This is a genomic window from Sphaerisporangium sp. TRM90804 (genome assembly GCF_029846175.1).
Classification (GTDB): Bacteria; Actinomycetota; Actinomycetes; order Streptosporangiales; family Streptosporangiaceae; genus Sphaerisporangium.
The window spans coordinates 17543-41872 of record NZ_JARWAC010000033.1; the positions used below are offsets into that span (position 1 = coordinate 17543).

The 24330-nt window shown below is 71.8% G+C and carries 21 protein-coding genes; 9 read left to right on the top strand and 12 right to left on the bottom strand.

The features are described 5' to 3' along the window. Positions 1-97: 97 nt before the first annotated feature. Positions 98-238, bottom strand: a complete 141-nt coding sequence (locus PYR91_RS33265; RefSeq protein ID WP_279786447.1) for a hypothetical protein — start codon at positions 236-238, stop codon at positions 98-100. A gap of 34 nt (positions 239-272) precedes the next feature. Here PYR91_RS33265 and PYR91_RS33270 point away from each other — a divergent pair, with 34 nt between their 5' ends. Next, positions 273-1586, top strand: a complete 1314-nt coding sequence (locus tag PYR91_RS33270; RefSeq protein ID WP_279786449.1) for an FAD-binding oxidoreductase — start codon at positions 273-275, stop codon at positions 1584-1586. A gap of 132 nt (positions 1587-1718) precedes the next feature. Here PYR91_RS33270 and PYR91_RS36440 read toward each other — a convergent pair whose 3' ends face one another. Beyond that, entirely contained in the window at positions 1719-2396 is a 678-nt protein-coding gene (locus PYR91_RS36440; protein WP_347943896.1) for a very short patch repair endonuclease, read from the bottom strand. 418 nt (positions 2397-2814) lie between these two features. Between PYR91_RS36440 and PYR91_RS33280 the strand changes: the two genes are divergently transcribed. Further along, positions 2815-4467: a hypothetical protein gene (locus tag PYR91_RS33280; protein ID WP_279786451.1), complete on the top strand. Its 1653-nt coding sequence runs from the start codon at positions 2815-2817 to the stop codon at positions 4465-4467. 36 nt (positions 4468-4503) lie between these two features. Here PYR91_RS33280 and PYR91_RS33285 read toward each other — a convergent pair whose 3' ends face one another. Beyond that, positions 4504-5157, bottom strand: a complete 654-nt coding sequence (locus tag PYR91_RS33285; RefSeq protein ID WP_279786453.1) for an NUDIX domain-containing protein — start codon at positions 5155-5157, stop codon at positions 4504-4506. Positions 5158-5712: 555 nt separating this feature from the next. Between PYR91_RS33285 and PYR91_RS33290 the strand changes: the two genes are divergently transcribed. Genes PYR91_RS33290 through PYR91_RS33315 form a run of 6 tightly spaced genes read left to right on the top strand, consistent with a single transcriptional unit; the run spans position 5713 to position 13139 of the window. Continuing rightward, the gene (locus PYR91_RS33290; protein WP_279786455.1) at positions 5713-6687 is read left to right on the top strand and encodes a hypothetical protein; all 975 of its coding nucleotides are present in this window, start codon (positions 5713-5715) and stop codon (positions 6685-6687) included. Then, positions 6684-7604 carry a hypothetical protein gene (locus tag PYR91_RS33295; protein ID WP_279786457.1) on the top strand — a complete coding sequence of 307 codons (921 nt, stop codon included), beginning with the start codon at positions 6684-6686 and terminating at the stop codon, positions 7602-7604. Before PYR91_RS33290 ends, PYR91_RS33295 begins: the two co-directional genes overlap by 4 nt. Before the next feature lie 3 nt (positions 7605-7607). After that, a complete protein-coding gene (locus PYR91_RS33300) occupies positions 7608-8066 on the top strand; it encodes a hypothetical protein (protein ID WP_279786458.1) in 459 nt (152 codons plus the stop codon). Further along, entirely contained in the window at positions 8063-9121 is a 1059-nt protein-coding gene (locus tag PYR91_RS33305; protein ID WP_279786460.1) for a hypothetical protein, read from the top strand. The genes PYR91_RS33300 and PYR91_RS33305 overlap by 4 nt, the downstream gene beginning before the upstream one ends. Further along, complete coding sequence (locus PYR91_RS33310; RefSeq protein ID WP_279786462.1) at positions 9118-10302, top strand: OmpA family protein; 1185 nt, start codon at positions 9118-9120, stop codon at positions 10300-10302. The genes PYR91_RS33305 and PYR91_RS33310 overlap by 4 nt, the downstream gene beginning before the upstream one ends. Further along, on the top strand, positions 10290-13139 hold the full coding sequence (locus PYR91_RS33315; RefSeq protein WP_279786464.1) for an ATP-binding cassette domain-containing protein: 2850 nt from the start codon (positions 10290-10292) through the stop codon (positions 13137-13139). The genes PYR91_RS33310 and PYR91_RS33315 overlap by 13 nt, the downstream gene beginning before the upstream one ends. Positions 13140-13161: 22 nt before the next feature. Here the strand turns inward: PYR91_RS33315 and PYR91_RS33320 are convergent, their stop codons facing one another. From PYR91_RS33320 to PYR91_RS33350, 7 genes are all read right to left on the bottom strand, one after another. Next, complete coding sequence (locus PYR91_RS33320; RefSeq protein ID WP_279786466.1) at positions 13162-14367, bottom strand: cytochrome P450; 1206 nt, start codon at positions 14365-14367, stop codon at positions 13162-13164. Beyond that, positions 14364-17369 (bottom strand): PEP/pyruvate-binding domain-containing protein, encoded by a 3006-nt coding sequence (locus tag PYR91_RS33325; protein WP_279786468.1) that lies wholly within the window; start codon positions 17367-17369, stop codon positions 14364-14366. The genes PYR91_RS33320 and PYR91_RS33325 overlap by 4 nt, the downstream gene beginning before the upstream one ends. A 20-nt stretch (positions 17370-17389) precedes the next feature. Further along, entirely contained in the window at positions 17390-18508 is a 1119-nt protein-coding gene (locus tag PYR91_RS33330; RefSeq protein ID WP_279786470.1) for a nitroreductase family protein, read from the bottom strand. Continuing rightward, positions 18505-19221, bottom strand: coding sequence for an isoprenylcysteine carboxylmethyltransferase family protein (locus PYR91_RS33335; protein ID WP_279786471.1), 717 nt, complete (start codon positions 19219-19221; stop codon positions 18505-18507). The genes PYR91_RS33330 and PYR91_RS33335 overlap by 4 nt, the downstream gene beginning before the upstream one ends. 184 nt (positions 19222-19405) lie before the next feature. After that, the gene (locus PYR91_RS33340) at positions 19406-20257 is read right to left on the bottom strand and encodes an AfsA-related hotdog domain-containing protein (RefSeq protein WP_279786473.1); all 852 of its coding nucleotides are present in this window, start codon (positions 20255-20257) and stop codon (positions 19406-19408) included. A 346-nt stretch (positions 20258-20603) separates the two neighbouring features. Continuing rightward, entirely contained in the window at positions 20604-21164 is a 561-nt protein-coding gene (locus PYR91_RS33345; RefSeq protein ID WP_279786475.1) for an NAD(P)H-dependent oxidoreductase, read from the bottom strand. Between the two features lie 325 nt (positions 21165-21489). After that, a complete protein-coding gene (locus tag PYR91_RS33350) occupies positions 21490-21972 on the bottom strand; it encodes an anthrone oxygenase family protein (RefSeq protein WP_347943903.1) in 483 nt (160 codons plus the stop codon). A 158-nt stretch (positions 21973-22130) separates the two neighbouring features. Here PYR91_RS33350 and PYR91_RS33355 point away from each other — a divergent pair, with 158 nt between their 5' ends. Further along, entirely contained in the window at positions 22131-23075 is a 945-nt protein-coding gene (locus PYR91_RS33355) for an AraC family transcriptional regulator (RefSeq protein ID WP_279786477.1), read from the top strand. A 55-nt stretch (positions 23076-23130) separates the two neighbouring features. On the opposite strand, the gene PYR91_RS33360 is transcribed toward PYR91_RS33355, so the two are convergent. Together PYR91_RS33360 and PYR91_RS33365 are read right to left on the bottom strand one after the other, a co-directional pair. Further along, a complete protein-coding gene (locus PYR91_RS33360; protein ID WP_279786479.1) occupies positions 23131-23724 on the bottom strand; it encodes a dihydrofolate reductase family protein in 594 nt (197 codons plus the stop codon). A 37-nt stretch (positions 23725-23761) separates the two neighbouring features. Continuing rightward, a complete protein-coding gene (locus tag PYR91_RS33365) occupies positions 23762-24283 on the bottom strand; it encodes a pyridoxamine 5'-phosphate oxidase family protein (RefSeq protein WP_279786481.1) in 522 nt (173 codons plus the stop codon). Between the last annotated feature and the right edge of the window lie 47 nt (positions 24284-24330).

The window sequence follows — 24330 nt, forward strand, 5'->3', positions numbered from 1 at the left end:
TCGCGCAAGAATGCGCAGATGACGGGCCCATCAGACCTGACCGCCGCGCCCCCTACGCCACCCCTACCGGGTTGAAAACCAGTTGGACCGAAGGGGATCATTCATAGAAGGTGAAACCCTGCTTGATGACTCGGTCATCGCGGAACATGAGCACGACATTCTCTGTCAGCGACCAGCGGCAGGCCACCACACCGCCGCGAAGGAGTTTCCTTATGCCCGTGAATGTCTCGCCCGACACGCTTTCGCGCCTCCGGACTGCGCTCAGTGGCAAGGTGATCGAGCCGCACGACGACGGGTACGACGAGGTTCGCCAGGTCATCTCCGGTGGGTTCGACCTCCGGCCGGCGGCCGTCATCCAGGTCGCCGACGCCGACGACGTGGCGAAGGTCATCGCGTTCGCCCGTGACAACGGAATCGAACTGGCCGTCCGCGGCGGTGGCCACAGCAACGCCGGCCACAGCATCACCGAGGGCGGCATTGTCCTGGACGTCAGGAACCTGTCCGAGATCGAGATCGACGTCGAGGGACGCACCGCGTGGGCCGGCGGCGGCACCACCGCCGGCGCGTACACCGCAGCGGTCGGCGAGCACGGCCTCGCCACCGGCTTCGGCGACACCGGTTCCGTGGGCCTCGGCGGGATCACGCTCGGAGGCGGCATCGGCTTCCTCGTGCGCAAGCACGGCCTCACCATCGACAACCTGCTGGCCGCCGAGATCGTGACCGCGGACGGCGAGCTGCGGCGCGTCGACGCCGACACCTACCCCGACCTGTTCTGGGCCATCCGCGGCGGTGGCGGCAACTTCGGCGTCGTCACCCGGCTGAAGTACAAGCTGCACCCGCTGGAGCAGATCATCGGCGGGCTGCTGGTCCTCCCCGGCACGCCAGAGGTCATCGCCGGCTTCGTCGCCGCGGCCGACGCGGCCCCGGAGGAGCTCTCCACGATCATCAACATCATGCCGGCCCCCCCGATGCCGTTCCTCCCGGAGGAGCAGCACGGCAAGGTCGTCGTCCTGGCCCTCGTCGCCTGGTCGGGCGACATCGAGGCCGGCGAGGAGGCCCTGGCGCCGTTCCGCGCGCTGGCGACGCCCTACGCCGACTTCGTCCAGCCCATGCCCTACTCGGGGATGTTCCCCGAGGAGGACGCCGGCCAGCCGACCGCCGCGGCGGAGACCATGTTCATCGACCACGTCGACCTTGACGTGGCCGCCACGATCGTCCAGCACCTCGAGAACTCCGACGCGTCCCTGCGCGCCGTCCAACTCCGCGTCCTCGGCGGTGCCATGGCCCGCGTCCCCGCCGACGCCACCGCGTTCGCCCACCGCAACAGCAAGATCATGACGAACGTCGCCTGCTTCTGGGACGGCCCGGACGATCGCCCCATCCGCGAAGCGTGGGTGGCCGACCTCGCCGGCGCCCTCCTCCAGAGCGACCAGGGCGCCTACGTCAACTTCCTCGGCAACGAAAGCGAGGAGCGCGTCCGCGCCGCCTACCCCGGCGACACCTGGACCCGCCTGCGCGAGATCAAGTCCGAGTACGACCCGAGCAACCTCTTCCGCCTGAACCAGAACATCCCCCCGGCGGAGTGACCTCCAACGACGAGAACCACCCGAGCTGAGTAGCCGCCATGGGCCCGTGTCGAGCACCTTCCACTGTGGGTGCTGGACACGGGCCCTGCGCTTGGGTGTGACACCGTGCCGGGCGCGGCCCGGTGGTCGGAGCTAGTCGACCCCAGGCGAGTCGTCCCCGCCGTGGAGACACCGGCGATACGCCTCCCGCACTCGCGTCGCGGCTTCGACCGGATCCTCATGTTCCCAGACACGCACGACCTGCCAACCGGCCTCCTGCAGCACGCGGTCGGTCGTTCGATCACGCTCTCGATTCGTCTGGACCTTGGTGGCCCAGTAGTCGGCGTTCCTCTTGGCCACCGTGTGATGTTTCGGGCAGCCGTGCCAGAAGCATCCGTCCATGAACACCGCGAGTCGAGCTCTCGTGAAGACGATGTCCGCGGTCCGCCTCACGGCGGGAAGCGGACGGGTGGAGACCCTGAATCGCAGGCCCAGTGCATGAACCGCCCGCCGAAGAGCCAACTCGGGTCGCGTGTCGCGTCCCTTGTTGGACTGCATGCTGCGTCGCACGCCTTCGTTGGCCGCCCACGAGAGTGGCTCACTCTGAGCTTCCACCACATCGGTCACCTGCGCCCTCGCTTCCAATGGTCCACGGACGGATGGAAGTGGCTCGGATGCCAGACGTCCGCGACGAGACCCGACGATTCTTCCCCATGCATCCACCAAGATCCGTCCGAACTGTATATCGGACGCCCGCCGACACCATTCAAGCCCAAGGGCGCCCGCGCCCTCGCAGCCACCTCGAGACCGGTGACGGCGGCTCAGGTGCATGCGAGCCCCGATAATCCGTCGGGACGTCTTTTCGGGCGGCTCCGAGTGGTCGGTCGCTCCTTTCCAGCCATCGCAGGGTGATCTTTTCTCTGATCGGCGATGGCGTTTGACCGATGAAAGTGATGGTTTTCTACAGACCTGACATGGCTAATGAGTTTCCCCTCGGGCGGAGTTCCGCAAGTATGGAGCGGTGAGCGACGGACGGACTGGAATTTCGGTGCGTGAGGCGTTACGGGCTTCTCGGGTGGTGCGGAGGGCGCCTGGGGGGAAGAAGGCCTATTCCACTGTGCGGCCGCGGGGGCTGAATGGGGTCTGTCGGGCTCGGGCTCCCCTGTGGGTGATTCTCTGGGTTGCCGGGAAGGAAAGCCGGCTGGTCTGGCAGGACGTTGATGGGTTCGCTCTGTTAGAACGGCCGCTCGTGGACAGGGCGCGTGGGGGCGGGGTTCTGATCTCGACGCTGCGTCTGATCGACCGCCGGTGGGAGCTGCTTATGTTGGCGGTGCCGCCCGGGTGCATGTCGCTGGCGGCGCTGACGCTGGCGCTTTCACCTCTCAGGGCGTATCCAGCGGCGATCAGCCTGGGCGTCCTCGCGATGGTCTATGTGACCACCGTGATGGCCGGCGTGGTGCTGCGGCAGGGGTTCAGCCTGGTCAGAAGCTTTCTCGGACGTCAGAGCGCCGAGGAGAACGCAGTGGGGAACCTGCCGTTCGAGCACTGGTGGATGCCGCTCTGCCATCAAGCTCGTCCGGCTCGGGTCGACGGGTTTCCCCAGCAGATCCGGCTCAGGCTGAGCCGGCTCATCCGCCGCGAGGTCGAGGACGCGGCTGCCCTGCGGGGAGGGAGGGCGGATAGGGCGCCGGTCACCGAGGTGCTCGTCTGTCTGCTCGACGGGGCGACCAGCGCGGAGGTGCGCGAGGCCATCGCGAGGTCGACGGAGGTGCCCGCGAGCGAGCGCATCGCCCTGATAGCCAGCTCACCGACGCCGGAGAAGCCGCGGCGGAGGTTCACCGAGTCGGGGGGATTCCTACTGGTCTACGTAGCGGGCATGGTGGCCGTGGTTCTCGCCGAGGCGGCTCTGGTGCCGGGGTGGGAGCGGGCGGCCTGTGGCGCGGTGGCCTGCGCGGGAAGACCCGACGACTACATGTCAGCCGTGCGGTGGCTGCTGCAACGGCTGTTGCTGAGCGATCCGGAGGGACTGAGCCCACAGAGCTACCAGGCCTGGACGCTCGGGTGGCTGACGAGCCTCGTGGGGCTCCTGTTGGTACCGGTGACCGCCTTGTCGATCAGGCAATTGGTCACAGCTCAGAGAAGAGAGAAACTGGAGCGCGACCGGAGGCATGGAGTGACGTCACACACGAGAGTCCTGATCATGGTGGCCACGAGACGCGAGGTCACGGCGGTCATCGCCGCCGCCGCCAAGGACGGCGAAGAGCTGCAGGACTGGCACATGGAACATCACACGGTGCACAAGCTCGGAATCCTCAGCTCGGCAGAGGTCTATGTTCACCGATGTGAGCAGGGTGCCCTGGGTCCCAGCGCCGCCATGCTCACCGCCCAGTCGCTCATCGAACAGATACGGCCCGCCTATGTCATTCTCACCGGCATCGCATACGGCCTCAAGAAGGGTGAGCAGAGTCCCTGCGACATCATGGTCGCCACGCAGGTGCGGATCATGGACCAGAAGAGAGTGCGGGACGGCGAGGAGTTTGTGACGGGGGATCGGGGGGCAACCTCGGTCACCCTGCGGAGCAGGGCGGATGCGACGGCGACGAGCTGGACGGGGCCGCCCGTTCATTTCGGCCCGATGCTCGCGATGAACACCCTGGTTAATGACGAGGAGCTCATCGCCCACCTGCAGCGCACCAACCCGGACGCGATCGGCGGGGATATGGAGGCCGGTGGCGTCTACGCGGCGGCCACCAAGGCCGGCGTCGACTGGATCGCGATCAAGGCGATCTGCGACTGGGGGATGAAGAAGACCGACAAGTACCAGAAGGACGCGGCCAAGTCTTCGGCCGAGTTCGTCATCCGCATGATCAGCAGGGGCGGCTTGGACGAGCCTCCTCGTTGAGCGGCACCGACGCGGCGGGATGAACGACGAACCGGTTCAGCGGAGGATGGCCGGGGTCAGGGTGGTGGCGGGGCCGCGGCGGTAGAGGGCGGCGGGGCGGCCTAGGTCGGGGAGGCGGTGGTCGCCTGTGGGTACGAGGAAGTCCTGGGCGCGGGTGACCTTGCGGTGGAAGTTGCTGGGGTCGAGCTTCGCGCCCCACACGACCTCGTAGATGTGGCGCAGGTCGGCGACGGTGAACGGCTCGGGGCAGAACGCCGCCGCCACCGTCGTGTACTCGAGTTTCGCGCGGGCGCGTTCGACGCCGTCGGCGAGGATGCGCCCGTGGTCGAATGCCAGGTCGGACTCCAGCGCCTCGTCCACGGGGCACCAGCGGGCTTCGGCCGCGTCGGTGCCCGCGACGGGGAGCGGGAGGTTCGGCCCCAGTGCGAGGTAGGCGACGGTGAAGACCCTCCCCCGGGGGTCGCGGTCGGGGTCGCCGTACGTGCGGAGCTGTTCGAGATGGAGGTGGGCGGCGTCGATGGTGGTCTCCTCGAACAGCTCGCGGGCCGCCGCCGCGTCGAGTCCCTCGCCGTCGCGCACGTAGCCCCCGGGGAGCGCCAGGTCCCCCTTGAACGGGATCTTGCCGCGCTGGATGAGCAGCGCCTGCAGCCGGCCGGCCCGGACGGTCAGTATCACCAGGTCAACGGTCACCGAAACAGGTGAAACCCCCGCAGGCCGCCCATCAGACATGTTCACCCAACCATCCTAGTTAATCGTCCTATTGACCAGAAGTTGGCCGATGACTTATAGTCACGGCTACCCGAACTGTCGGACGGTGCCACAGGGGCGGGTCGGCGGTCTCGAACCGCCGACTCCACCGGCGGCACCGTATCTGGAGTCGCCCACGGAAGGGCCGTCTCCCATAAGCGTGCTCAAGCTCGAATGTGAGCGGCTTGAAGAAGAGCAATGTGGTTCGTCATGGACACGCCCGTCTTCTGTGGACCGACGCGATAGCCATTGGAGTCATGTTCATCCACTTAGGTCCGGATATCTTGCACCGTTGGATCCCCGTCACGGAAAGTCATGGGAGTCGGAATTCTCCGCTTTCGTATGACATCCCTGCGAGGCGTGCCGCGCACCGAATCGCGTGCAATCCGAGGTTAAGCGTTTAAGGAAGATCCTCTTCCGCAGCATGCACACCATTTCGGGTGGCAATACGTCTCATTGCTATATGTCGCAGCAAAAGGGCACGAGATGAATGCTGTCATGTTGAGTTCGATCGCCGCTGCCGCAATCGCGGCGGCCGGAACGGCCTTCGCGGTGGTTCTTCGGCTGCGTACCCGCCGGCACCGGCGCACGATCCTCTCCGCCGCCTCCGGCATGAGCGACCGGCTGCGGGCGGAGGCCCTGCCCCAGCGGGTGTTGCTCAGTCAGGTCGCCGCGATGCTGGTCGCCCAGGACGAGGCCGCGGCCGGCCTCGAATCGGACATCCGCCGGCTGCCGCCCGGGCGGGCGGCGGAGATCGAGGGCCTGTTCTCCCGGTTCAACGCGTCCGAGGAGCCCACCGAGCCGCTCGCGCGCTTCCTCGGTGGGCACGCCTGCCATTCCGACCCCGCGGCCCTCGTCGCCTTCACCGGCGACGCCGTACGCCGGGCCGCTCGCGAGGTGATCGGCGACGAGCGGCTGCACGACCTCGCCGCCGAAGGCTCGGCACGGCCGGTCGCGACGGCGATCGTCGTCCACGGCCTCGGCACAGGCGGCGAGGCCGTGGCCGCGAGGCCCGCGCCACGCCTGAACGGGGGTGACATGCAGACGGCGGCCAAGGCCCTGGACGAGCTCACCCGCCGCCAGATCCACCTGGCGACCCTGCTGCACGACCAGGCCGAAGCCCTCCTGAAGGTCCGCCCAGGCATCCTGGCGAAGATCGCCTCCACGCTGCCGATCCCCCGCACCCCTCGCCACGCGATCGACCTGGGGGGCATCCAGGTGGCCCTGGACGCGGCGGGCGAAGTATTGGACATCGCGGGCGACCTGGTCTCGGCGGACGAACCCGTGCGGGCGGTCCGCATCCTGGCCGGGCTTCACCTGCCCGTTCCCGAGGGCTTCCCGGGACGGGTCTTCCACCGGGAACTCCTCGCCCAGGTCCGCCCCCTGACCGAAGCCGGGATCCGCCACCGCCTGTCGGTGGCCCACTGGACGGTCCACATCGGCCGTCACCTCGCCGGGGGAGCCGCGCCGTGACCGTGCCTTGGACCGCTCCACCGCCTGACCCCACCCCGTACCTCCTTCGCGAGCGGATCGGCGACATGTACGCGGGCTGGGTCGACGGTCGCAACGGCGTGCCCATGCTCCCTCCCCCCGCCCCTTCTCCCAAAGGCGCGACCACCGTCGCCTCCGGCGGCGGGAAGGGGGCGGCGCTCCCCGAGCCCTGGGAGCTTCTTCCGGCCGACAGAGCCGACGCCGTCCTCGCCGGTCCTCCCGAGCCGAGCCGCAAGCCTCGGTGGTGGCACCGGAGGCCGTCGGCCCCCGGCCCGCGGGAGGAGGCCGGCGAGTACGAGCGGTACGCGGCCGTCTGGGAGGCGACGTCCGAAGAGACGCTCTCCACACCGCGGATCGAGGCGATCAAGAGCCAGACGCTGGCGGAGATCGCGGACGAGGAGCGGCGGTTGGAGGAGTCGGTGGCCGTCCTGCGCAAGATGGTGGCCAGGGCGAGGGAAGACCGGGACGTCATGCCCCGCGCGATCGACCTGGCCGAGCGGGAGGTCGACGCCGCCTGGACGCCGCCCACCCCGCAGTCGCTCACCTGCCGGCGCACCGCCGAGCAGAACACCGCCCGGCGACCGGACGAGCTCATCCGGCTCCGCCGGACGGGCGACCACCGCAGGCGGGTGAGGAAGGCGGAGAACGCCTACCTGGAGCGGAGCCGGGAGCTGGCGCACGCCATCCGGTCCGAGGAAATGCTGAACGAGATCATCGCGCACCGGACCGCGGTCGCGCGTGCGGCGGCCCACCGGCTCCACCAGCACGGAAACCGGCGGATCGCGACCTATCTGCAGCAGCTCGTCCGCAAGCACAAGCGGGGACCGGAACTCAACCTGGTACTGCTGCGCCATCCCGTCGGGCCCTCGCTGCCCGCATGGGTGACCGAGAGCGAGTGAAGAGTGAGAAAGCTGGTCCTACCGATCCGGGACAAGATGACGCGGCTCCGGGGGTTACGCACACGGCGGCGCGACCGGCGGGTCGCCGCCCTGGGTGGTCTGCCGTACTCGAGCGAGCCGGTGAAGGTCACCGGCTACGTTCCCTCCCTTCGCGAGGAGGAGCGGGTGGCGATGATCGAGCAGTACGTCGCCCGTCTCATGCCCGAGGCGGTGGACGAGGCGACCGGGTACCCGCTCGACAACCTCATCAACGCCATGGCCGACCTCTGGCTGCTGGACGTCGACGAGCAGTACTCCCGGTTCCGGTCCGAGGCGACCCTCCGGCTCGGGGAGGCGCAGGCCGTCTCCGAGCAGTACTCGGTCCTCCACTCCTACGACCGGCGGCGTCTGGACGAGGTGGAGAGGGCGCTGGAGACCGTGCTGAGTCAGGTCACCGAAACGCACGGGGAGCGGGGACGATGAGCGAGGACCGGATGCGTCCGGTGAACCTGGCCCGGATCCTGTCCACCGGGGGCGGCAGGGCGCCCGACTGGAACCACCCCTCCCACGGCGACCCGGCGATGCTCGTGGGCTCCTCCAGGGCGCTCTTCCTGCACTGGCTGGCGCTGCTCGTCGCCGCGGGCGCCGACGTCGGGGCCTTCACGCAGGTGATCGGGCTCGTGATGCGCGACCAGGACGACTGGCTGATCTGGCTGGTGGTCTTCGGCTTCACCGCCGTGGTGCTCTACCTGGCGCACAACACCGGTGTCCTGCTGCGCAACGCCCGGGTGCGGCGCGGTTCCGACGGGGTCCTCAGGCGGGCCGGCGGGTGGGTCTCCCGGCGGGTGGGCGCGTACCTGTGCATGGCCGTGTGGGTGGGGCTGGGCCTGGTCGCGTACTGGGTGCGGCTGACGGTGCCTCCGGTCCAGGAGGTGACGCTCGGCGGCTCGGGCCCGCTGGGCGGCGGATCGGTCTCTCTGGGCGGCGGCGTGCCGCCGTCGCGGGGGACGGGGCGCGACCTGTACGAAGAGCAGGCCGCGGCCCTGTTCCTCGCGCTCTACGCGGCGACCGGGGTCGTGGCCGCGGTCGGCGCCTACCTCACCCACCATCCGCTGCGCCTGCGGTACATGGCGGCCGTCCGAGCGCACCGGAAGGCCGTCGAGCGGGCCGCGGCCTCGGCGTACCAGCTCACCCGCGCCGAGGCGGTGCGCAACAGCCAGGCCGTCGAGATCGGATCGGCCGACCGGCTCCGTGACCAGACCGAACGTGAGCTCTGCGCCCTCGCCGAGCGGCTGAAGCAGACCGCGCGGGTGGCCATGGCCGGCGCGGCCCAGGACCCGGCCGTGACCGACGCGATCTTCCGTGAGGACGACCGGCCCTACGCCGGCGGCGGGCCCTGCGTGGGCCCCCGCCGATCTTCCGGCGCGTCCGGCGACGGTGACGGCGTGGACGGCCGTCCCTCCAACGGCCACGGGCCCGCCACGGGCCCCGGCCGCCCCCCTTTCACCGACACCGATCCTGGAGTCCCCCAGCCATGAGGCGAAACACCTCGGTCTTCCTGGCCGCGTTGACGTTGTTCCCGCTCACCGCCTGCGGCGATGAACGACCACCGCCCGGCATGCCCTGCCTCGTCGCCGGCGAGGCGACGGCCGTCGCCGCCGCCGTCCGGGCCAACGCCCCCGCGGCCGACCTCCCCGAGGACGTCTGGAATGTGATCGGCGCCGCCATCCCCGCGCGGAAGCAGATCACCGTGGTACGCGTGGACGGCGACCCGGTAAAGATCTTCGACCAGCGGTTCAGCCCACCGAGCGGCAGCAGCCAGGCCGAGAAGGAGGCGCGCAACGCCTTCACCAACGCCCTCAACGCCGTGTTCAGCGGCGGCGACGAGGCCACCGGTATCAGCGCGCAGGCTGACGAGGTGAACCTCCTGGAGGCCCTGACGATCGCGGGAAACGCCGCGGGCCCGGGCGGCAACGTGGTGCTCATCGACTCCGGGCTGCAGACCACCAGCCCGCTCGACTTCCGGGACGGCAACCTGCTCACGGTCCCGCCGGACACGATCGTCGAGTACCTGCGGGACAACGACCTCCTGCCGGACCTCAAGGACCGGCACGTCTACCTGGGCGGCCTCGGCTCGACCGCCGCGCCGCAGCAGGACCTGGACAACCGGCTCGACCGGCGGATCATCGACCTCTGGACCAAGATCGTGCAGGTCTCCGGTTCGAGCTGCGTCCACGTCGACACCTCCACCCCCACCAGCCCGGCCCCGGCCGTCCGGGCCACGGTGAGCACGGTGCCGATCCCGCCCCCGCCTCCCCCGCCCGGCGCGTGCGCCGAGACCTCCCTCGGGGAGCGTGACGACGTCGGCTTCCTGGTGAACTCCGCGGAGTTCCGGAACCCGGACGGCGCCAGAGCCACGATCAAGAAGATCGCCGACGTGATGAAGGCGGAGGACCAGACCGCCCGGTTGACCGGCGCGACCTCCTCGGAGGGCCCGACGGGACGCAACCAGGAGCTGTCGGAGCGGCGAGCCGAAGCGGTGAGGGACGTCCTGATCGAGTCGGGGGTTCCGAGGGGGCGCATCACCACGAGCGGAGCCGGGGAGTTCCTGCCCGGGCGCGTCGACGACACCGGGCCGGGCGGCAGGCTGAACCTGGCCAAGGCGGTGCTGAACCGGAAGGTCGTCGTCGAGCTGAGCGGCAAGCGATGTCCGAGGTAGCGCGGGAGGCGATCCCCTACCCCAGGAAGACCAGGTACTACGACTGGTTGCAGGGACGCAGGGACGCGCGTGCCGCGATCCCCGGCAGGACGCGACGCGGCGACCGCAGGCCGGTGACCACTCCGCACCGTGAGGCGCTGATCCGCAAGGCCGAGGACGTCTTCGACGCCGAATTCCTCCACTACCTGGAGGCGGTCGCGGAGCCGCATCGGCGGATCGTCTCCGCGCGCGCGGAGCTCGCCGCGTGCAAGGCGAGCCTGGCCTGGGCCGAGGCGGAGGTCGCGGTGGTGTCGGAGCGGCCCTCCACCGCCGAGTTGCGACGCCGCCGTCTCGGCGAGGAGGGCCACCCGGAGGAGGTGATCGCCGAGCGGCGGCTCCGCGAGCACACCCGCGACCTGTGGAAGGCGCGGGGCGCGGTGACCAGGGCGCAGGTGGCCGTCGAGTCCGCCGAGGCGCGCCTGGCCGCCGCGCTGCTCGAAGCCGAGCAGCACCACATGGCGGCGGCGGCGCGCGTGCGGCGTTTCCACGCCCACACGCACCGCAGGCTCGCGGCCTACCGGCGAAGCCTGGTGCGGTCGCACCCCCAGGGGGCCTGGGTCAACGCGGCGCTCAGCCCCGCGCACCCCGGCCTGCCCTCGTGGGCGCAGGCCGGCGCGTTCGATCCGGAGGAGGCGGTGCCGGTGACGGCGGCGCCGCCGCCTCCGCCCTCCCGGCCGCCGCGTGACGGGAGGGAGATCCCGCTCACCCTCACGACCACGATCTTCGGGTCCAAGGATCACGGGAAGGGGCACGTCGTCCTGGACGCGCCCGTCGCGGCCGTTCACCACTTCGACCTCACCAAGAGCGGCGACGTGCTGGTCCTGCGTTCGAGCCGCCCCGGCCGCGGCCCGTACGTCAACGGCCGGGAGGTGGTGACCGCGCACCTCGGCGCCGGTGACTTCTTCGACTTCGCCGACCGCCGTTACACGGTGATCGGCACCGGCCTTCTGCGGGACAACCCGCTCGGCCGATGCGACCTCGTCGTCGCGGACGCCTACGCCGTCACCGGTGACAAGGCGCGCATGACGGCGATGTCGTTCGTGCAGCGGGAGAAGACGCTGCTCGCGGTGCTCGGCCCGTCCGGGGCGGGCAAGAGCTCCCTGTTCGAGGCGCTGCTCGGGGAGTTGCCGTTGCAGAGCGGGCGGCTGTTCTTCCAGGAGATGCCGCTCGAAGGGCAGGCGTCGCAGATCAGGGAGCTGCTCGGGTTCGTTCCGCAGGAGGTGCTGCTCCACCAGTCGCTCACCGTGCGGAAGGTGCTCGAATACGCCTTCCGGCTGCGCAGCCCGGGAACCGTCGCGACCTTCGAGCGCCAGATCGCGGCGATCTGCGACCGCCTCCAGCTCACCGACCAGTTGCCGCAGATCGTCAGCACGCTGTCGGGCGGGCAGAAACGGCGGGTGTCGCTCGCCATCGAGCTTCTGACCGACCCCAAGCTCCTCATGCTGGACGAGCCGACGACCGGCCTGGACACCGGTCTCGACCGCGAGGTGATGGAGTTCCTGAGGGAGTACGCCCTCGACGGCAACACGGCGATCATCGTCACCCACTCGCTGGAACACCTGCACAACGCCCAGCAGGTGCTCGTCGTGGTGGAGGACGGCAGACCGGTCTACTCCGGCGAGCCGGAGTTCCTGCTCGGCACCCTGGGCCGGCCTGATCACGCGTCCATGATGCTCGCCTTGGCCGAGGACGCCAGCTCCGACGCCGACCGCTACCAGCGCAGCCGCGCCGGAGAGGCGATAGAGCAGGCCGACGAGCTGGAGCGGCGGCGGGGGCGGTCGCCGCGCGGCGGCGGCGCGGTGGCCGGGTGGACGCGCCTGCCGCCCGTCAAGCCGTTCAGACGGCAGCTCACCACGCTCGTCCTGCGACAGTGGTCGCTGCTCATGGCACGCGGCCGGACCCGGAACAGACGCCACCCGAACCCGCTCGACCGGCTCAGGGTGTGGCTGGTCGCCGCGATGCCGCTGCTCATCGCGGCCGTCTCGGCGCTCGTCGCGGCCGCCGTGCCCGAGGCTCCCGGGCTGGGAGAGCCGGGGCCGAACTCCGGGCTCGTCGCGCTGAACCTGCTGACCACGCTCTGCATCCTCAGCGGCCAGGCCCTGACCTACAGTGACCTGATCAGCGAAGGCCCCATCGTTCGCCGCGAGCACCGGACCGGCGTGTCGCCGCTGGCGGTCACGCTGGCCAAGTGGCTGGTGTACGCGGTGGTCGCGGTGGCGCAGGCCGTCGTCATCACCTGGCTGTTCTGCGCCGTCCCCGATCGGGCGCCGAGCCGGGGGCTGCTGTTCACGCCCGTGGTCGACCTCATGATCTCGCTGAGCGCGCTCACCGTCGCCGCGATGAGCCTGGGACTGGTCATCTCCACGCTGGTCAGGAGTCTGGAGCAGGCCGTCCCGATCGTGACGATCGTGACGATCACCCAGATCGCCTTCAACGGCGCCAGCTCCGACCTCTCGCAGAACAACCTGGTCGGCCTGCCGTCCCTCCTCCTGCCGGACCGGTGGGGGCTCGCGGCGGCCGCCGCGGCGACGGACCTGCGCGGCGTCAACGGGCCTCGGATGAACCAGGACGCGCTCTGGCGGCACACCCAGGCCCAGTGGTTCCAGGACCTGGTCTGGCTGGGCGTGCTGTCGCTGGTCTTCTTCGTGCTGGCGACCTACCTGCTCCACCGGCGCCTGCGCCCGCCGCGGCCGTCCCGGCCCACGAGGCTCCGGCTCCCGGGGGTGCGCGGCCGGCGTGGCCGGGCGAGCGTGGGGCCGGGGAGGCGCCGGCGGGTGATCGCGCCTCCGAGGTCTTGAGGGCTCCTGCGGCCCTCCTCGCTCACCTGCTCCAGTGGACCGGGAGGGTCCAGGGGCCGCGGAGGAACATGTCGTCCCGCCAGGTGATCTCGGTCTCCGGGACGGCCAGGTGGAGGCGGGGGTGGCGGGTGGTGATGGCGGTCAGGGCTGTCTGGAGCTCTATGCGCGCCAGGGGGGCGCCCAGGCACATGTGGCGGCCGTGGCCGAAGCCCGTGTGGGGGTTGGGCGTGCGGGCCGGGTCGAAGTGGTCGGGGTCGGGGAAGGCCTTGGGGTCGCGGTTGGCGGCTTCGGGGAGGGGGATGACGGTCTGGCCCTCCTTGATGAGGCCGGCGGTCAGGAGGACGTCCGTGAGGGCTACGTGGGGCTGGCCGCCTGTGTGGCCCAGCCAGGCCCAGCGCAGCAGTTCCTCCACGGCGGGGACGACCTGGGTGGGGTCGGCGTGGAGCCGGTCCGCCAGATCCTGGTCGGTGACCAGGTGGTACAGGCAGAGGGCCAGGTGGACGGCGGTGGTGTCGCCGCCGGCGAGCAGGGTTCCGGCGGCCAGCGTGACGATCTCGTCGGGGGCCAGGGGGTGGCCGTCCAGGGTCAGCAGGTGGGTGAGGACGTCCTCTCCCGGGTTGCCGGCGTCGATGGCCTCCTGGCGTAGCCGCAGGTGGCGGACGAAGTAGTCCTTGATCCTGGCTTGGGCTTCGTCGATCTTCGGGCGGGGGTGGCGACCGGCCGAGTTGAGCACCTCCGCGTACGAGTGCAGGGTCGGCAGGTCGCTCTCCGGCAGGCCGAGCATGTCCAGCACGATGGCGTAGGCGTAAGGGACGCAGAACTCCGCCACCAGGTCCACCGGCGATCCCGCCGCCTCGGCCCGGTCCAGGACGCGTTCAGCGGTCTTCTCCACCATCGCGCGGTCGCGTTCGGCGCGGCGGGAGGTGAAGGGGGCGGTGACCGCTCGGCGGCGGCGGGTGTGGGTCGGGGGGTCGCTGGTCGCCAACGACAGGTTCTTGCTGGAGCGGGCGAACAGGGGGTGCTGGGCGTAGGCCTCGCGGCTGAAGCGCGGGTCGGCGAGCACGGTCCGCACGTCGTCGTACTCGGTGACCAGCAGCGCCTCCCGGCCGTTGGGCAGGGTCACCGGCATGAGGGGCCGGTCGCGGTACTCGCGCAGGCGCTCCTCTGGCACGGCGACGCCGGGCAGGTCGGGGAAGGGGAACGGGGTCGGCTCGCTGTTCGGGGTCACTGTGGCGGTCCTTCCAGGAGGCGGACGGTGCCGGCGCCGCCGTCGATCTCGATCCACGAGCCGTCGGGGATGCGGGTGGCGGCTCCGTCCACCGCGACGACGGTGGGGATGCCCAGCAGCCGGCCGGTGATCGCCGTGTGCGAGAGCATCGTGCCCCGCTCCACCACCAGGCCCTTCGCGATCATCATCAGGTACAGCCAGCCGGGGTCGGTCTCCCGGGCGATGAGAATGGCGTCCCGGCAGGAGGCGGGGTCCACGCCCGGGTCCGCCACGACCCTGGCCCGGCCGCGCACCACTCCACTGGACGACCCGAGCCCGCGCAGCGTGGTGGCCGGGCCCGAGGGGCCGGGGTCCGGGCCGGTGGAGGACGTGGTGAGGCGATCGGGGGCCGGGGCGGTCGGGTGGGCGGCGTTCTGGCCGGTGGCGGGCGACGGCGAGGGGATGGGGGACGGCGAGGGGGTGGGGCCGCCCGGGTCGGGCGTGGTGAGCTGCGGGGGCGTGCCGGTGGGGCCGTCCGGGACGGCGGTCGCCCTGGGGAGCGCGGTGGCGAGGGGGGTGCCGGTCGGGGTGGTCAGGAGGTAGTGGGGGGGTGGGGTGGCGGCGTAGCGGGCGCGTTCGGCGCGGCGGTGGGTGGCCAGGGCGCGCAGGTCGGTGCCGGGGAGCGTGCCGTCGAAGGCGCCGAGCACCTCTTCGACGGTGAGGTCCTGGACGTCGGCGGCGTCGTCCAGCAGGCCCGAGGCGGCGAGCTCGGCGCCGAGCCGCCACATGACCTGGCGGGACAGACCGTAGAGCTGGGTGCGGCAGAAGCGCGTGTCCTCCCTGGCCCGCACCGACGCGCGGGCTCCGGCGGCCAGCAGCCGCAGCACGGCACGGCGCACGGGGTTCGGGCACGTCTCCTTCAGCAGGGCGGCGGCGCGCTTCGCGGCCCGGCGTTCGGCGGCACGGTTCCGCTCGACCGTGAGCCCCTGCTCGACGAACGGCCGGACCACGTCGAGCACCAGCTCAGGGCGCTGGCGAGGGGTGGGCTCCTCCAGCTTGAGGTCGTGCGGGGCGCGGTCGCCGTAGCGGCGCAGGTGCTCGGTCGCGGCGCGGGCCACCGAGCGACCGTACGCGCCGCCCGTGATGTCGTCCCACAGGCGTCCGGTGTCGGCCCCCCTCGCCCGCAGGACGGCCTGCTCCAGGCGGGGCGTCTTCGAGACGCTCTCGGCCAGGGCGACGGCCGAGCGCACCGCCTTGAGGGAGCGGTTCTCCGGGCCGCCGATCAGCAGGCCGGCGAGCAGGCCGTCGCCCGCGCCGGTCCAGCGGCGGGCGAGGGAGGTGGTCAGGCCGCTGAACAGCAGGACGTACACCGTGTTGACCAGCGTGACGCCCCAGCGTTCGCCGACCTGGCTCCACATCATCCGGTAGAAGGTGACCAGTTCCTCGGGGGTGCGGTCGGACAGGTCGCCGGCGTCGTCGTACAGGTCGTCCCACCAGCGCAGGAAACGCCGGACGTCGAGCGGGTGCGGCACCATGCGGGCGAGCAGGCCGGGCAGGGCGAGCGCCGCGCGGGCCCGGCTCCAGACGCGGGGATGCCGCGCCTCGCCGCTGACGCCCATCGACCGTTCCCACTGCGTGCGGACCAGCTCGAACGCCGGGAGCATCCCGTGCAGCGCCTGCCAGGCTTCCAGCCGGTAGTAGACGCGTCCGTCCAGGTACGCCACCATCTGCTCAAGGTGGTGACGGTTGCGGGCCAGGCGCTTCCGGGGGACGCCCATGCGGTGGTACAGGTCGCCGAAGGCGCGCCGGTAGAACTCGCGGGCCTGCGAGAAGGTGAGCGCCGCCGAGACCCCCGGGTAGCTCTCGGTGATGTTGTGGTTGCTCCAGTACCTGCGCTCGCCGGGCGGTTCCGCCACCTCGGGACGAGCTTGGAGCACAAGAGTCTTCCCGGCCGCCGCGGAGCCATGACCGCTCTCGCGGGCCGGCTCGGCGGTCGGGCGGGGGGTGGAGGGGTCCCGCGCGAAGCGGGGCGGGTCGTCGGGGGCTCGGCCGGCGGGTGCGGGGGGCGCGATGACGGCGGGGCGGGCCTGGACGAGGTGGAGGGCGCCGTCGGTGGTGATCACGCCCTCGACGTCCTGGGGGCCGCCGAAGAGGCGCTCCACGCGAGCGGTGAGGCGGGTGATCTCCAGGGCCTCGGGGTCGAGCAGCACCGGGGGCCGGGCCAGCCCGCGTGGGACGGGGACGACGGCGGGGCCGCCGCCGCCGGGTGAGAGGGCGACCATGTGCCGCTTGAACACGGTCTCGGCGCGCACCGTGCCGTCCTGGACGAAGAAGTGGTCCACGTCCGCCTTCTCGGCGACCACCCCCTCGCCGATGCCGTGCGCGGCTGCGATGACCGTGCGGTCGGCGCCGTCCTGCGGGTCGCGGGTGAAGGCGACGAACGACCGCGCGCCCGGCACCATGCGCTGGACGCCGACGGCGATCCGGGCGCGGGTGGGGTCCATGCCGCGCCACAGCCGGTAGCGCACGGCGCGCTCGGTGAACGCCGACGCCCAGCACTCGACGACCCGCCGTAGCACCTGGCCGCGCGGCACGTAGAGGAAGCTGTCGCTCATCCCGGCGAACGGGTCGCCGGCGCCGTCCTCGCCGGTGCCGTCCTCGGCCGGGACGGCGCACGCGCGCACGGCGGCGAGCTGGTTGGCGCCGATCCGTTCGTCGTACGCCGCGAGGATGCGCACCGCGAGCGGCGGCGGTACGGCGGTCCGCCGCAGGGCCTCCTCCGCCCGCTTGCACCAGCGCGCGAGCGCCTCGTCGCCGGTCGGAACGGGCGGCATGTCCCGCCTGATGACGTCCATCGCGGCGTCGAAGCCGGCCACGGTCAGGCAGAAGAAGCTGGGAACGGGCAGGGCGGCCCGGCGCATCGTCTCCAGGCGGGCGAACTTGTTACCCACCTGGGCGGGGTCCGCCAGAGCGGGGCCTTCGACGGACAGGGTGGGCGGGGTGGCGTGCAGCGCGGTTCGCATGGGTATGTCCGCCCCGCGCCTCAGCCGAGCCAGTCCGGCGCCGGTTCCAGCGCCGCGCCGTCGGGCCGGAGGGAGAAGTACTCGTGCCACCGCGCGCACCGGCCGTCGGGCGCGAACCGCAGCACGAGGCTGCCCGCGGTCGTCCGGGGAGTGCCGGTGGCCGGGTCGCGCACCACGCACCAGAACTCGACCGAGGCACGCTCCCCCTGGACCAGCGGCGCGCCGAGCCGGACCTCCGGGGCGGGCCACTTGGACACCACCTCGGTCCAGTGGTCGACGATCTCTCGCGTACCGCGACGGCGGGGTTCGAAGGGGCCCCGGTAGTAGGTGGCGTCGGGGGTGAACAGCGCCCCGATGGCCCGCGGGTCGCCGGCCCGCCAGCCGTCGACGAACCGGGCGAGCCAGTCGCCGACGGCGGTGGTGCCCGGCCCGGGCGCGGCCGCGGGCGGGTGAGCTGACATGGTCGGCATCGCGGGATTCCTCTTCTCGGCGGGGGGCTTGTCGTGCCAGCCGTTCAGGTGCAGGACGGTGTCCAGTTCGTGCCGGGGGGCGGGGGCGAAGGTGTCGCCGAGGGTGTGGGCGGTGGGGATGAGGGCGCCCTGGTGGACGGTGGCGGGCAGGCCGAGCAGCCGGGCCACGTCGGCTTCGGCGTCCAGGTGGACGGTCGTCCACACGGTGCCCAGCCCGCGCGCCCGCGCGGCGAGCATGTAGCTCCAGACGGCGGGCAGCAGGGAGCCCCACACCCCCGCCTGGTTGCCGTCCGGAAGCCGAGGGCCGCTGAGCTCCAGGCAGGGGATGACCAGGACCGGCACTCGGGCCAGGTTCTCGGCGAGATACCGGGCGCCGGCGAGCTGCCGGGCGGTGGCGCCGTTCGCCTGTACGGCCGGCGGGTAGCGGTTCTCGAACGCCCGCCGGTACACCTGGCCGATGTCCCGCCGCAGGCCGGGCTCGGTGACCACCAGCCATCTCCAGCGCTGGCCGTTGGCCCCGTTCGGCGCCTGGAGCGCCACCCGCAGGCACTCGCGCACCAGCTCGACGTCGACCGGGCGCGTCAGGTCGAGCCGGCGGCGGACGGCGCGCGTGGTGACGAGCAGCTCGTCGAGGCCGGTCACCTGGTCGGCGCCCGCGAGGCCGGTCACCAGAGCCCCGTGCACAGCCGGGCCCTGCCTCGGGCGTAGTCGGCGTAGCCGGGCAGTCCGTACAGGACGCCCTCCTCGATCAGGATCCGCCGGACCACGGCCGCGACCAGGGCGATCAGGCAGATCGCGCTCAGCGGGCTCAGGAAGAACGCGGTGAAGCCGATGTGAGCGGTGACCATGCCCGCGTACGCGGGGTGGCGGAGGAAGCGGTAGACGCCGTGGGAGACCACGGAGTGGTCCCGCTGCCTGACCACGTGGTGGGAGTAGAACCGGCCCAGCGTCCAGATCGCCACCTGCCGCAGCGCGATGCCGCCGGCGAACACCGCCATCGGCAGCGCCAGCCAGGGTGACCACTCCGTCCAGACGGGCGGCCACACGGCCGCCGTGGTGACCAGCGCCAGCCGGGCGATCGCGTACATCAGCAGGGTCGCGGACTCGGCGGGCGCGGCGCCGGTGCGGCGGAACGTGACGGGGACCTCCGCCAGCCCCCATGCCAGGTAGCCCCCGAACATGACCGTGGCGGCGAGGTCCAGCGGCCGTTGCAGGTGGGGGGCGTGCCGCCACAGCCCGACCGCCAGGACGACGAGCCAGAGCGCGAACAGCAGCCGGGGGGCCGCCAGGAGCAGCCCCGTGCGCCACGACGTGGTGCGCGGCACGGGAGGCGTGGACGACCGTTGCCGGGCGGACTGCATGTCGGGACCCTCTCTGGTCACGGCCCGAAGGCCACACTCGGCGCCCGGCGCGGACGGCCGTCCGGCCGGGGCCCGCGGGGCCCGCCGTCGCCGGCTGAGGCTCCGGTGGGCGGCGGCGTGCTCGGTCTCCGCGGACGGGCGCTTGGAGGCGGGACTTCCGGGCACCCGGTGTGGGGCGGCGCGCTTGGGACGGCCCGGGTGGGGGTCAGATGCGGCCGGAGTCGCGGAGCTGGGCGTACACCTTCTTCGGCAGGCCGTTGGCGGCCATGGTGACCACGCCGAGGGTCTCGGTGTCGGTGCGGATCTCGGCGGAGAACGAGTACTTGCGCCCGCCGCGCGGCCGGTACCCGCTCCACAGGTGGATCGGCCGCCCAGGCGGCACCGGGGCGCGCATGTCCACGTCGATCGTGGTGAGCAGCAGCAGCCCGTCGAAGGGGAGTCCTTCGAAGACGTGCATGGAGGAGGTGGCGAACTGCCGGCACATCTCCAGCAGGAGTGTGTCGGGGTGCACGGCCAGGTCGTCGTCGTTCGTCGGCGGCAGCACCTCGGCCCGGTAGCCGGGCGGGTCCACGTGGAAGGCGCCGATCAGCACGGCCTCCCGGTCGCGCTTGTGCACCAGGGCCGGGTCGATCGGACGGCCGCCGCCCGGCGGGGAGCAGCCGTGCTCGCCGTCGGTGGCGGGCGTGAGCGAGAGGGTGCCGGCGCAGGGGGTGGCGTCACCCTGCCGCACCACGACCTCGCAGTGCTGGACGCCGCCGTGGACGGGGGCGGGCGCGAGGATCTCCACGTCGACGGGCTGGTCCTTCTCGCACATCTTGGTCATGCGCAGGCGCGCCGAGGAGAGCCGGAAGCCCGGTGGCGACCCGTGACCGGCTACGGCCACGTGCTCGGCGGCCCGCAGGAGCCCTTCGAACAGGAGCATTCCCGGGATGTGGTCGAGGGTGTGGTCGAAGAAGAACGTGTTGCGCTCGTCGACGCGCAGGCGGCCCGCCCAGGCGCCCGACGGCTGGGGGTCGAGCGTGGTCAGGACGTTCTCGCGCGTCAGTATCGGCGCCATGGCCCTAACACTCCGCGCCGCGTGTCGCGCGACTCACCGTCTCGCCGGGTGAATCGGCGCCGTCGTACCGTCTCGTTGCCATGGGGGGTCCTCGCAAACCGTAGGAGTTACCTGTTTCCGTGGCAGAAGCCGTCGGAATTGATATCCATCAATCGGTTTTACGGTGCTATTTCAGTATGGCAGCGGGTGATGACGGTTAACTGACATGGATCTGACGGCCGCCGCGGCGGCCGTCGGCCCGGTGCCCGAGAAGGCCCGCTGGGTACAGCGGCGATCGGGCCGGACGGCTGGGTGCAGCGGTCGGCCGGCCCGGGCACCGGGCACGTTCTACGGGGGCTGTTCCCGGTCAGGCGGCGCGCAGGGTGGCGAGCGCGGTGCTCCAGGACAGGACCTGGTCGAGCACGGTGCCGACGATCTCGGCCTGGTGCGGGCCCGGGGTGAACTCGCTGTAGTTCTTGAAGTCGGTGTGCAGCGACAGCGCGACCTGGGCGCGGACGTCGGCGACCTGCAGCTCGCCCATCACCAGGCGGAGGTGCTCGACGGCGCGGGTGCCGCCGGCGCTGCCGTAGCTGACGAAACCGGCCGCCTTGTTGTTCCACTCGGCGTAGAGGAAGTCGATGGCGTTCTTCAGTGCACCGGAGGTGGAGTGGTTGTACTCCGGAGTCACGAACACGAAGCCGTCGAACGAGCGGATCTTCTCGGCCCATGCCAGCGTGTGCGCGTGGGCGTACTGGCCCAGGCTCGGGGGGATCGCCTCGTCCAGGTGGGGCAGGTTGTAGTCGGCGATGTCGACCAGCTCGTACTCGGCGTCGCCGCGCTGCTTGGCGATGTCGAGGACCCAGTTGGCGACGGCCTCGCCGTTACGGCCCGGGCGGGTGCTGCCGAGGATGATGGCGATCTTGGCCATGGGGTGACTCCTTGTCGTGCGGGGTTCGGCGCCGGCACACCGGCCGGCCTGGTCGGGCCACAGCCGGTGGGCATCCGTCCGCTCCGGCGCGGCTTCCGGCGCCGGGCGGCCAAATGGTTGGCGGTGCAACAACTTACGCGTGGAATGTTGTTGCGTCAAATATTCTGCCACCGAGAACCCCACGGACGTGGTGACTATTCCCGCCCCGCCCACCTGCCCCCACCTGGGCCGTTGCCGCTCGGTGCCCCATGCGCCCCCGCTCGGCCGCGAGAGCGCGCAGCGGGGCGAGCTCCCCGCGCCCTCCGGGCGGCGGCGCCGCGCGGCGTCAGGCGAGGCCCTGGCCGTACAGGACGAGGGACCAGGTGACGCAGGCGCTGGCGGCGATCACCACGAGGGAGCGGACGTCGTTCCAGCGGACCCACTTCCGCTCGAAGTCGCGGCGGGTGGCGGCGTCGTCTCCGGGCTGGGCGGCGTCCAGGCGGTTGTTCAGGGGGACGTTCACCGCGAAGGTGATGATCAACACGGCCACGTACAGGACGAGGGCGGCGCCCGCCCACAGCAGGACGCCGGGGGCTCCCAGGTGGAGCAGCACGGCGAGGGCCGTCCACACCAGGGCTCCGGCGAAGACGGCGGCGAAGCGGCCGTTGAGCATCGCCCTGTTGATGTTGCTCATCGCGGCGACGAAGGCGCGGTCGTCGGTGCGGCGCAGGCCCGGCATGACGGCGTAGGAGAAGGTGGTGAACAACCCGGCCGACAGGCCCATGGTGATCACGGCCAGGACGAGGGAGACGCCTCTCAGCAGGTCCATCAGGGTCGCCTTTCCGGTGGCGGGGGTGGTCGGGTCGTCGCTTCCGTCCAGTGAACCGCCGCGGGCCGGCACCCGCCATGGCCGAGAAGCGCGCGGGCATGCGCCGGCGTCCACCAGAGGCCCCACGGGCGCGGGGGGCGGGGCTTAGGGTGTTGGGCGTGGACGCATTGGCGGGCCTGCTCGACGGTCCGAGGGCTCGGGGCGCGTTCCTGATGCGCTCGATTCTCACCCCGCCGTGGTCGCTGCGCATTCAGGACGAGGCGCCGCTCACCGTGGTCGCCATGCTGCGCGGGGACGCCTGGGTGATACCCGACGGCCGCGAGCCGGCGCGGCTGCGCGTGGGGGACGTCGCGGTGGTCACCGACCCCAACCCGTACACCGTCGCCGACGATCCGGGCACGCCGCCGCAGGTGATCATCCACCCCGGGGGGCGGTGCGCGTCCCCGGAGGGGGAGTCGCTGAAGCAGTCGATGAGCCTGGGAGTGCGCACCTGGGGTGACAGCCTCGACGGGCCGGTGATCGTGCTCACCGGCACCTACCAGATGCGCGGCGAGGTGAGCAGGCGGTTGCTCGCGGCGCTGCCGCCGCTGCTGACGCTCCCGGACGGCGCCCTGGACTCCCCGCTCGTCACGCTGCTCGCGCAGGAGATCGTCAAGGACGACCCCGGCCAGGAGGCCGTGCTCGACCGGCTGCTCGACCTGCTGCTCATCGCCGTGCTGCGCGTCTGGTTCTCCCGGCCCGAGGCCCGGGCGCCCACCTGGTACCGCGCCTACGGCGACCCGGTGGTGGGCAAGGCCCTGCGGTTGATCCACAACAACCCGGCCCACCCCTGGACGGTGGCCGAGCTGGCCGCCGGCACCGGCGTCTCCCGCGCCGCCCTGGCGCGCCGCTTCACCGAGCTGGTCGGCGAGCCGCCCATGGCGTACCTCACCGGCTGGCGGCTGGCCCTGGCCGCCGACCTGCTCCGCGAGACCGACGCCACCGTCGGCGCCGTGGCGCACCAGGCCGGTTACGGCAGCTCGTTCGCCCTCAGCACCGCCTTCAAGCGGGTCTACGGCGTCAGCCCCCAGGAACACCGGACCGGCCGCGCCCCGGCCCGCTGACACCGACCGGCGCGGACGCGGTCTCGGCGGCGTCTGGCGTTCGAGGGCGGCCGGTTCAGGAAGGCGAGTCACCCCGGGCTTCGCCGATGGGGCCGTACCTCATCAGGACGACTCCCGACGCGAACGGCTCGGCCGAGAGCAGGCCCAGCCGGACGGGCCGGCGGTCCCCGGTGAACAGGGCCTTGCCCTGGCGGAGGAACACCGGATGCACCAGGAGGTGGAGCTCGTCGACGAGGTCGAGGTCGACCAGGGACCGGACCACTCCGAGGCTGCCGTAGACCAGGACGTCCCCGCCGGGCCCCTGCTTCAGGTCGTTGATCTCGTCCCGGTCGACGCGTGCCAGACGCCGCGTGTTCGGCCATGGCGCGGTGTCCCCGGAGGCGGAGACGACGATCTTCTCCATGACGTCGACCCGGTGAGCGTAACCGCGTACCACCTCTGGTTCGTCCGGGTTCCGGGCGGTCTTCGGCCAGTAGCCGGCGAAGTCGGCGTGGGTGATGCGACCCAGCAGCAGGCTGCCGGCGCTTTCCACCAGTTCCCGTTCGTAGCGCTGCAGCCGGTCGTCGGCCAGCAGCCAGTCCATCTCGTCCCCCGGGCCGGCGACGAACCCGTCGAGGGTGATCCACATCGAGACGACGATCTTCCGCATGGCAGGCTCCTTCGGTCCAGTGGCTCTACAGGTGGTGCTACCGGCCGCCGCCGAGGGCCGCCAGGACCGGTTGGGGGGTCCGGCTCGGGAAACGCCGCTGGAAGTCCAGCACGCCGACCCAGGCGGGGCGCAGGCCGATGCGGACCATTCGCAGGCCGGGGCGGTCGATGGCCTCCAGGTAGGCGGTCGCGGCCCGCTCGCCCATGCCCCGGCGCTGCATGGCCGCGTATTCGGGCAGGACGCCGTCCGCCTCGGCGAGCGTGACCCTGCCGCGCAGCATGAGCACCTGGGGCGGCCCGTCGGCGGTGTCGATGGTGACCGCGACGTCGGGGCGGGCGCGCAGGTCGCGGATCTTGTACGTGCCGGCGAACGCGCCGACGACCAGTTCGTCGCCGGTCCACAGGAAGTCGACCGGGATCAGCCGCGGCGTGCCGTCCTTGCCGGTGTAGGCCAGCCGCGCCACCAGCGGCGCGGCGAGCAGGCGCCGGGCCACGGGGGTGTCCAGCAGTCTCACGTCGCCCTGCGGCGGGCTCTCCGGTTCACCGTTCGAGAGGCTCATGGCCCAGAACCTAGAGGATCAAACTCCTAGAAAACAAGTGGCACTCC

Coding starts and splice junctions, on each gene's coding strand:
- PYR91_RS36440 (WP_347943896.1), bottom strand. CDS start 2,396: ATGCACCTGAGCCGCCGTCACCGGTCTCGAGGTGGCTGCGAGGGCGCG.
- PYR91_RS33290 (WP_279786455.1), top strand. CDS start 5,713: ATGTTGAGTTCGATCGCCGCTGCCGCAATCGCGGCGGCCGGAACGGCC.
- PYR91_RS33305 (WP_279786460.1), top strand. CDS start 8,063: ATGAGCGAGGACCGGATGCGTCCGGTGAACCTGGCCCGGATCCTGTCC.
- PYR91_RS33310 (WP_279786462.1), top strand. CDS start 9,118: ATGAGGCGAAACACCTCGGTCTTCCTGGCCGCGTTGACGTTGTTCCCG.
- PYR91_RS33315 (WP_279786464.1), top strand. CDS start 10,290: ATGTCCGAGGTAGCGCGGGAGGCGATCCCCTACCCCAGGAAGACCAGG.
- PYR91_RS33325 (WP_279786468.1), bottom strand. CDS start 17,369: ATGCGAACCGCGCTGCACGCCACCCCGCCCACCCTGTCCGTCGAAGGC.
- PYR91_RS33340 (WP_279786473.1), bottom strand. CDS start 20,257: ATGGCGCCGATACTGACGCGCGAGAACGTCCTGACCACGCTCGACCCC.
- PYR91_RS33345 (WP_279786475.1), bottom strand. CDS start 21,164: ATGGCCAAGATCGCCATCATCCTCGGCAGCACCCGCCCGGGCCGTAAC.
- PYR91_RS33350 (WP_347943903.1), bottom strand. CDS start 21,972: ATGGACCTGCTGAGAGGCGTCTCCCTCGTCCTGGCCGTGATCACCATG.
- PYR91_RS33360 (WP_279786479.1), bottom strand. CDS start 23,724: ATGCGGAAGATCGTCGTCTCGATGTGGATCACCCTCGACGGGTTCGTC.
- PYR91_RS33365 (WP_279786481.1), bottom strand. CDS start 24,283: ATGAGCCTCTCGAACGGTGAACCGGAGAGCCCGCCGCAGGGCGACGTG.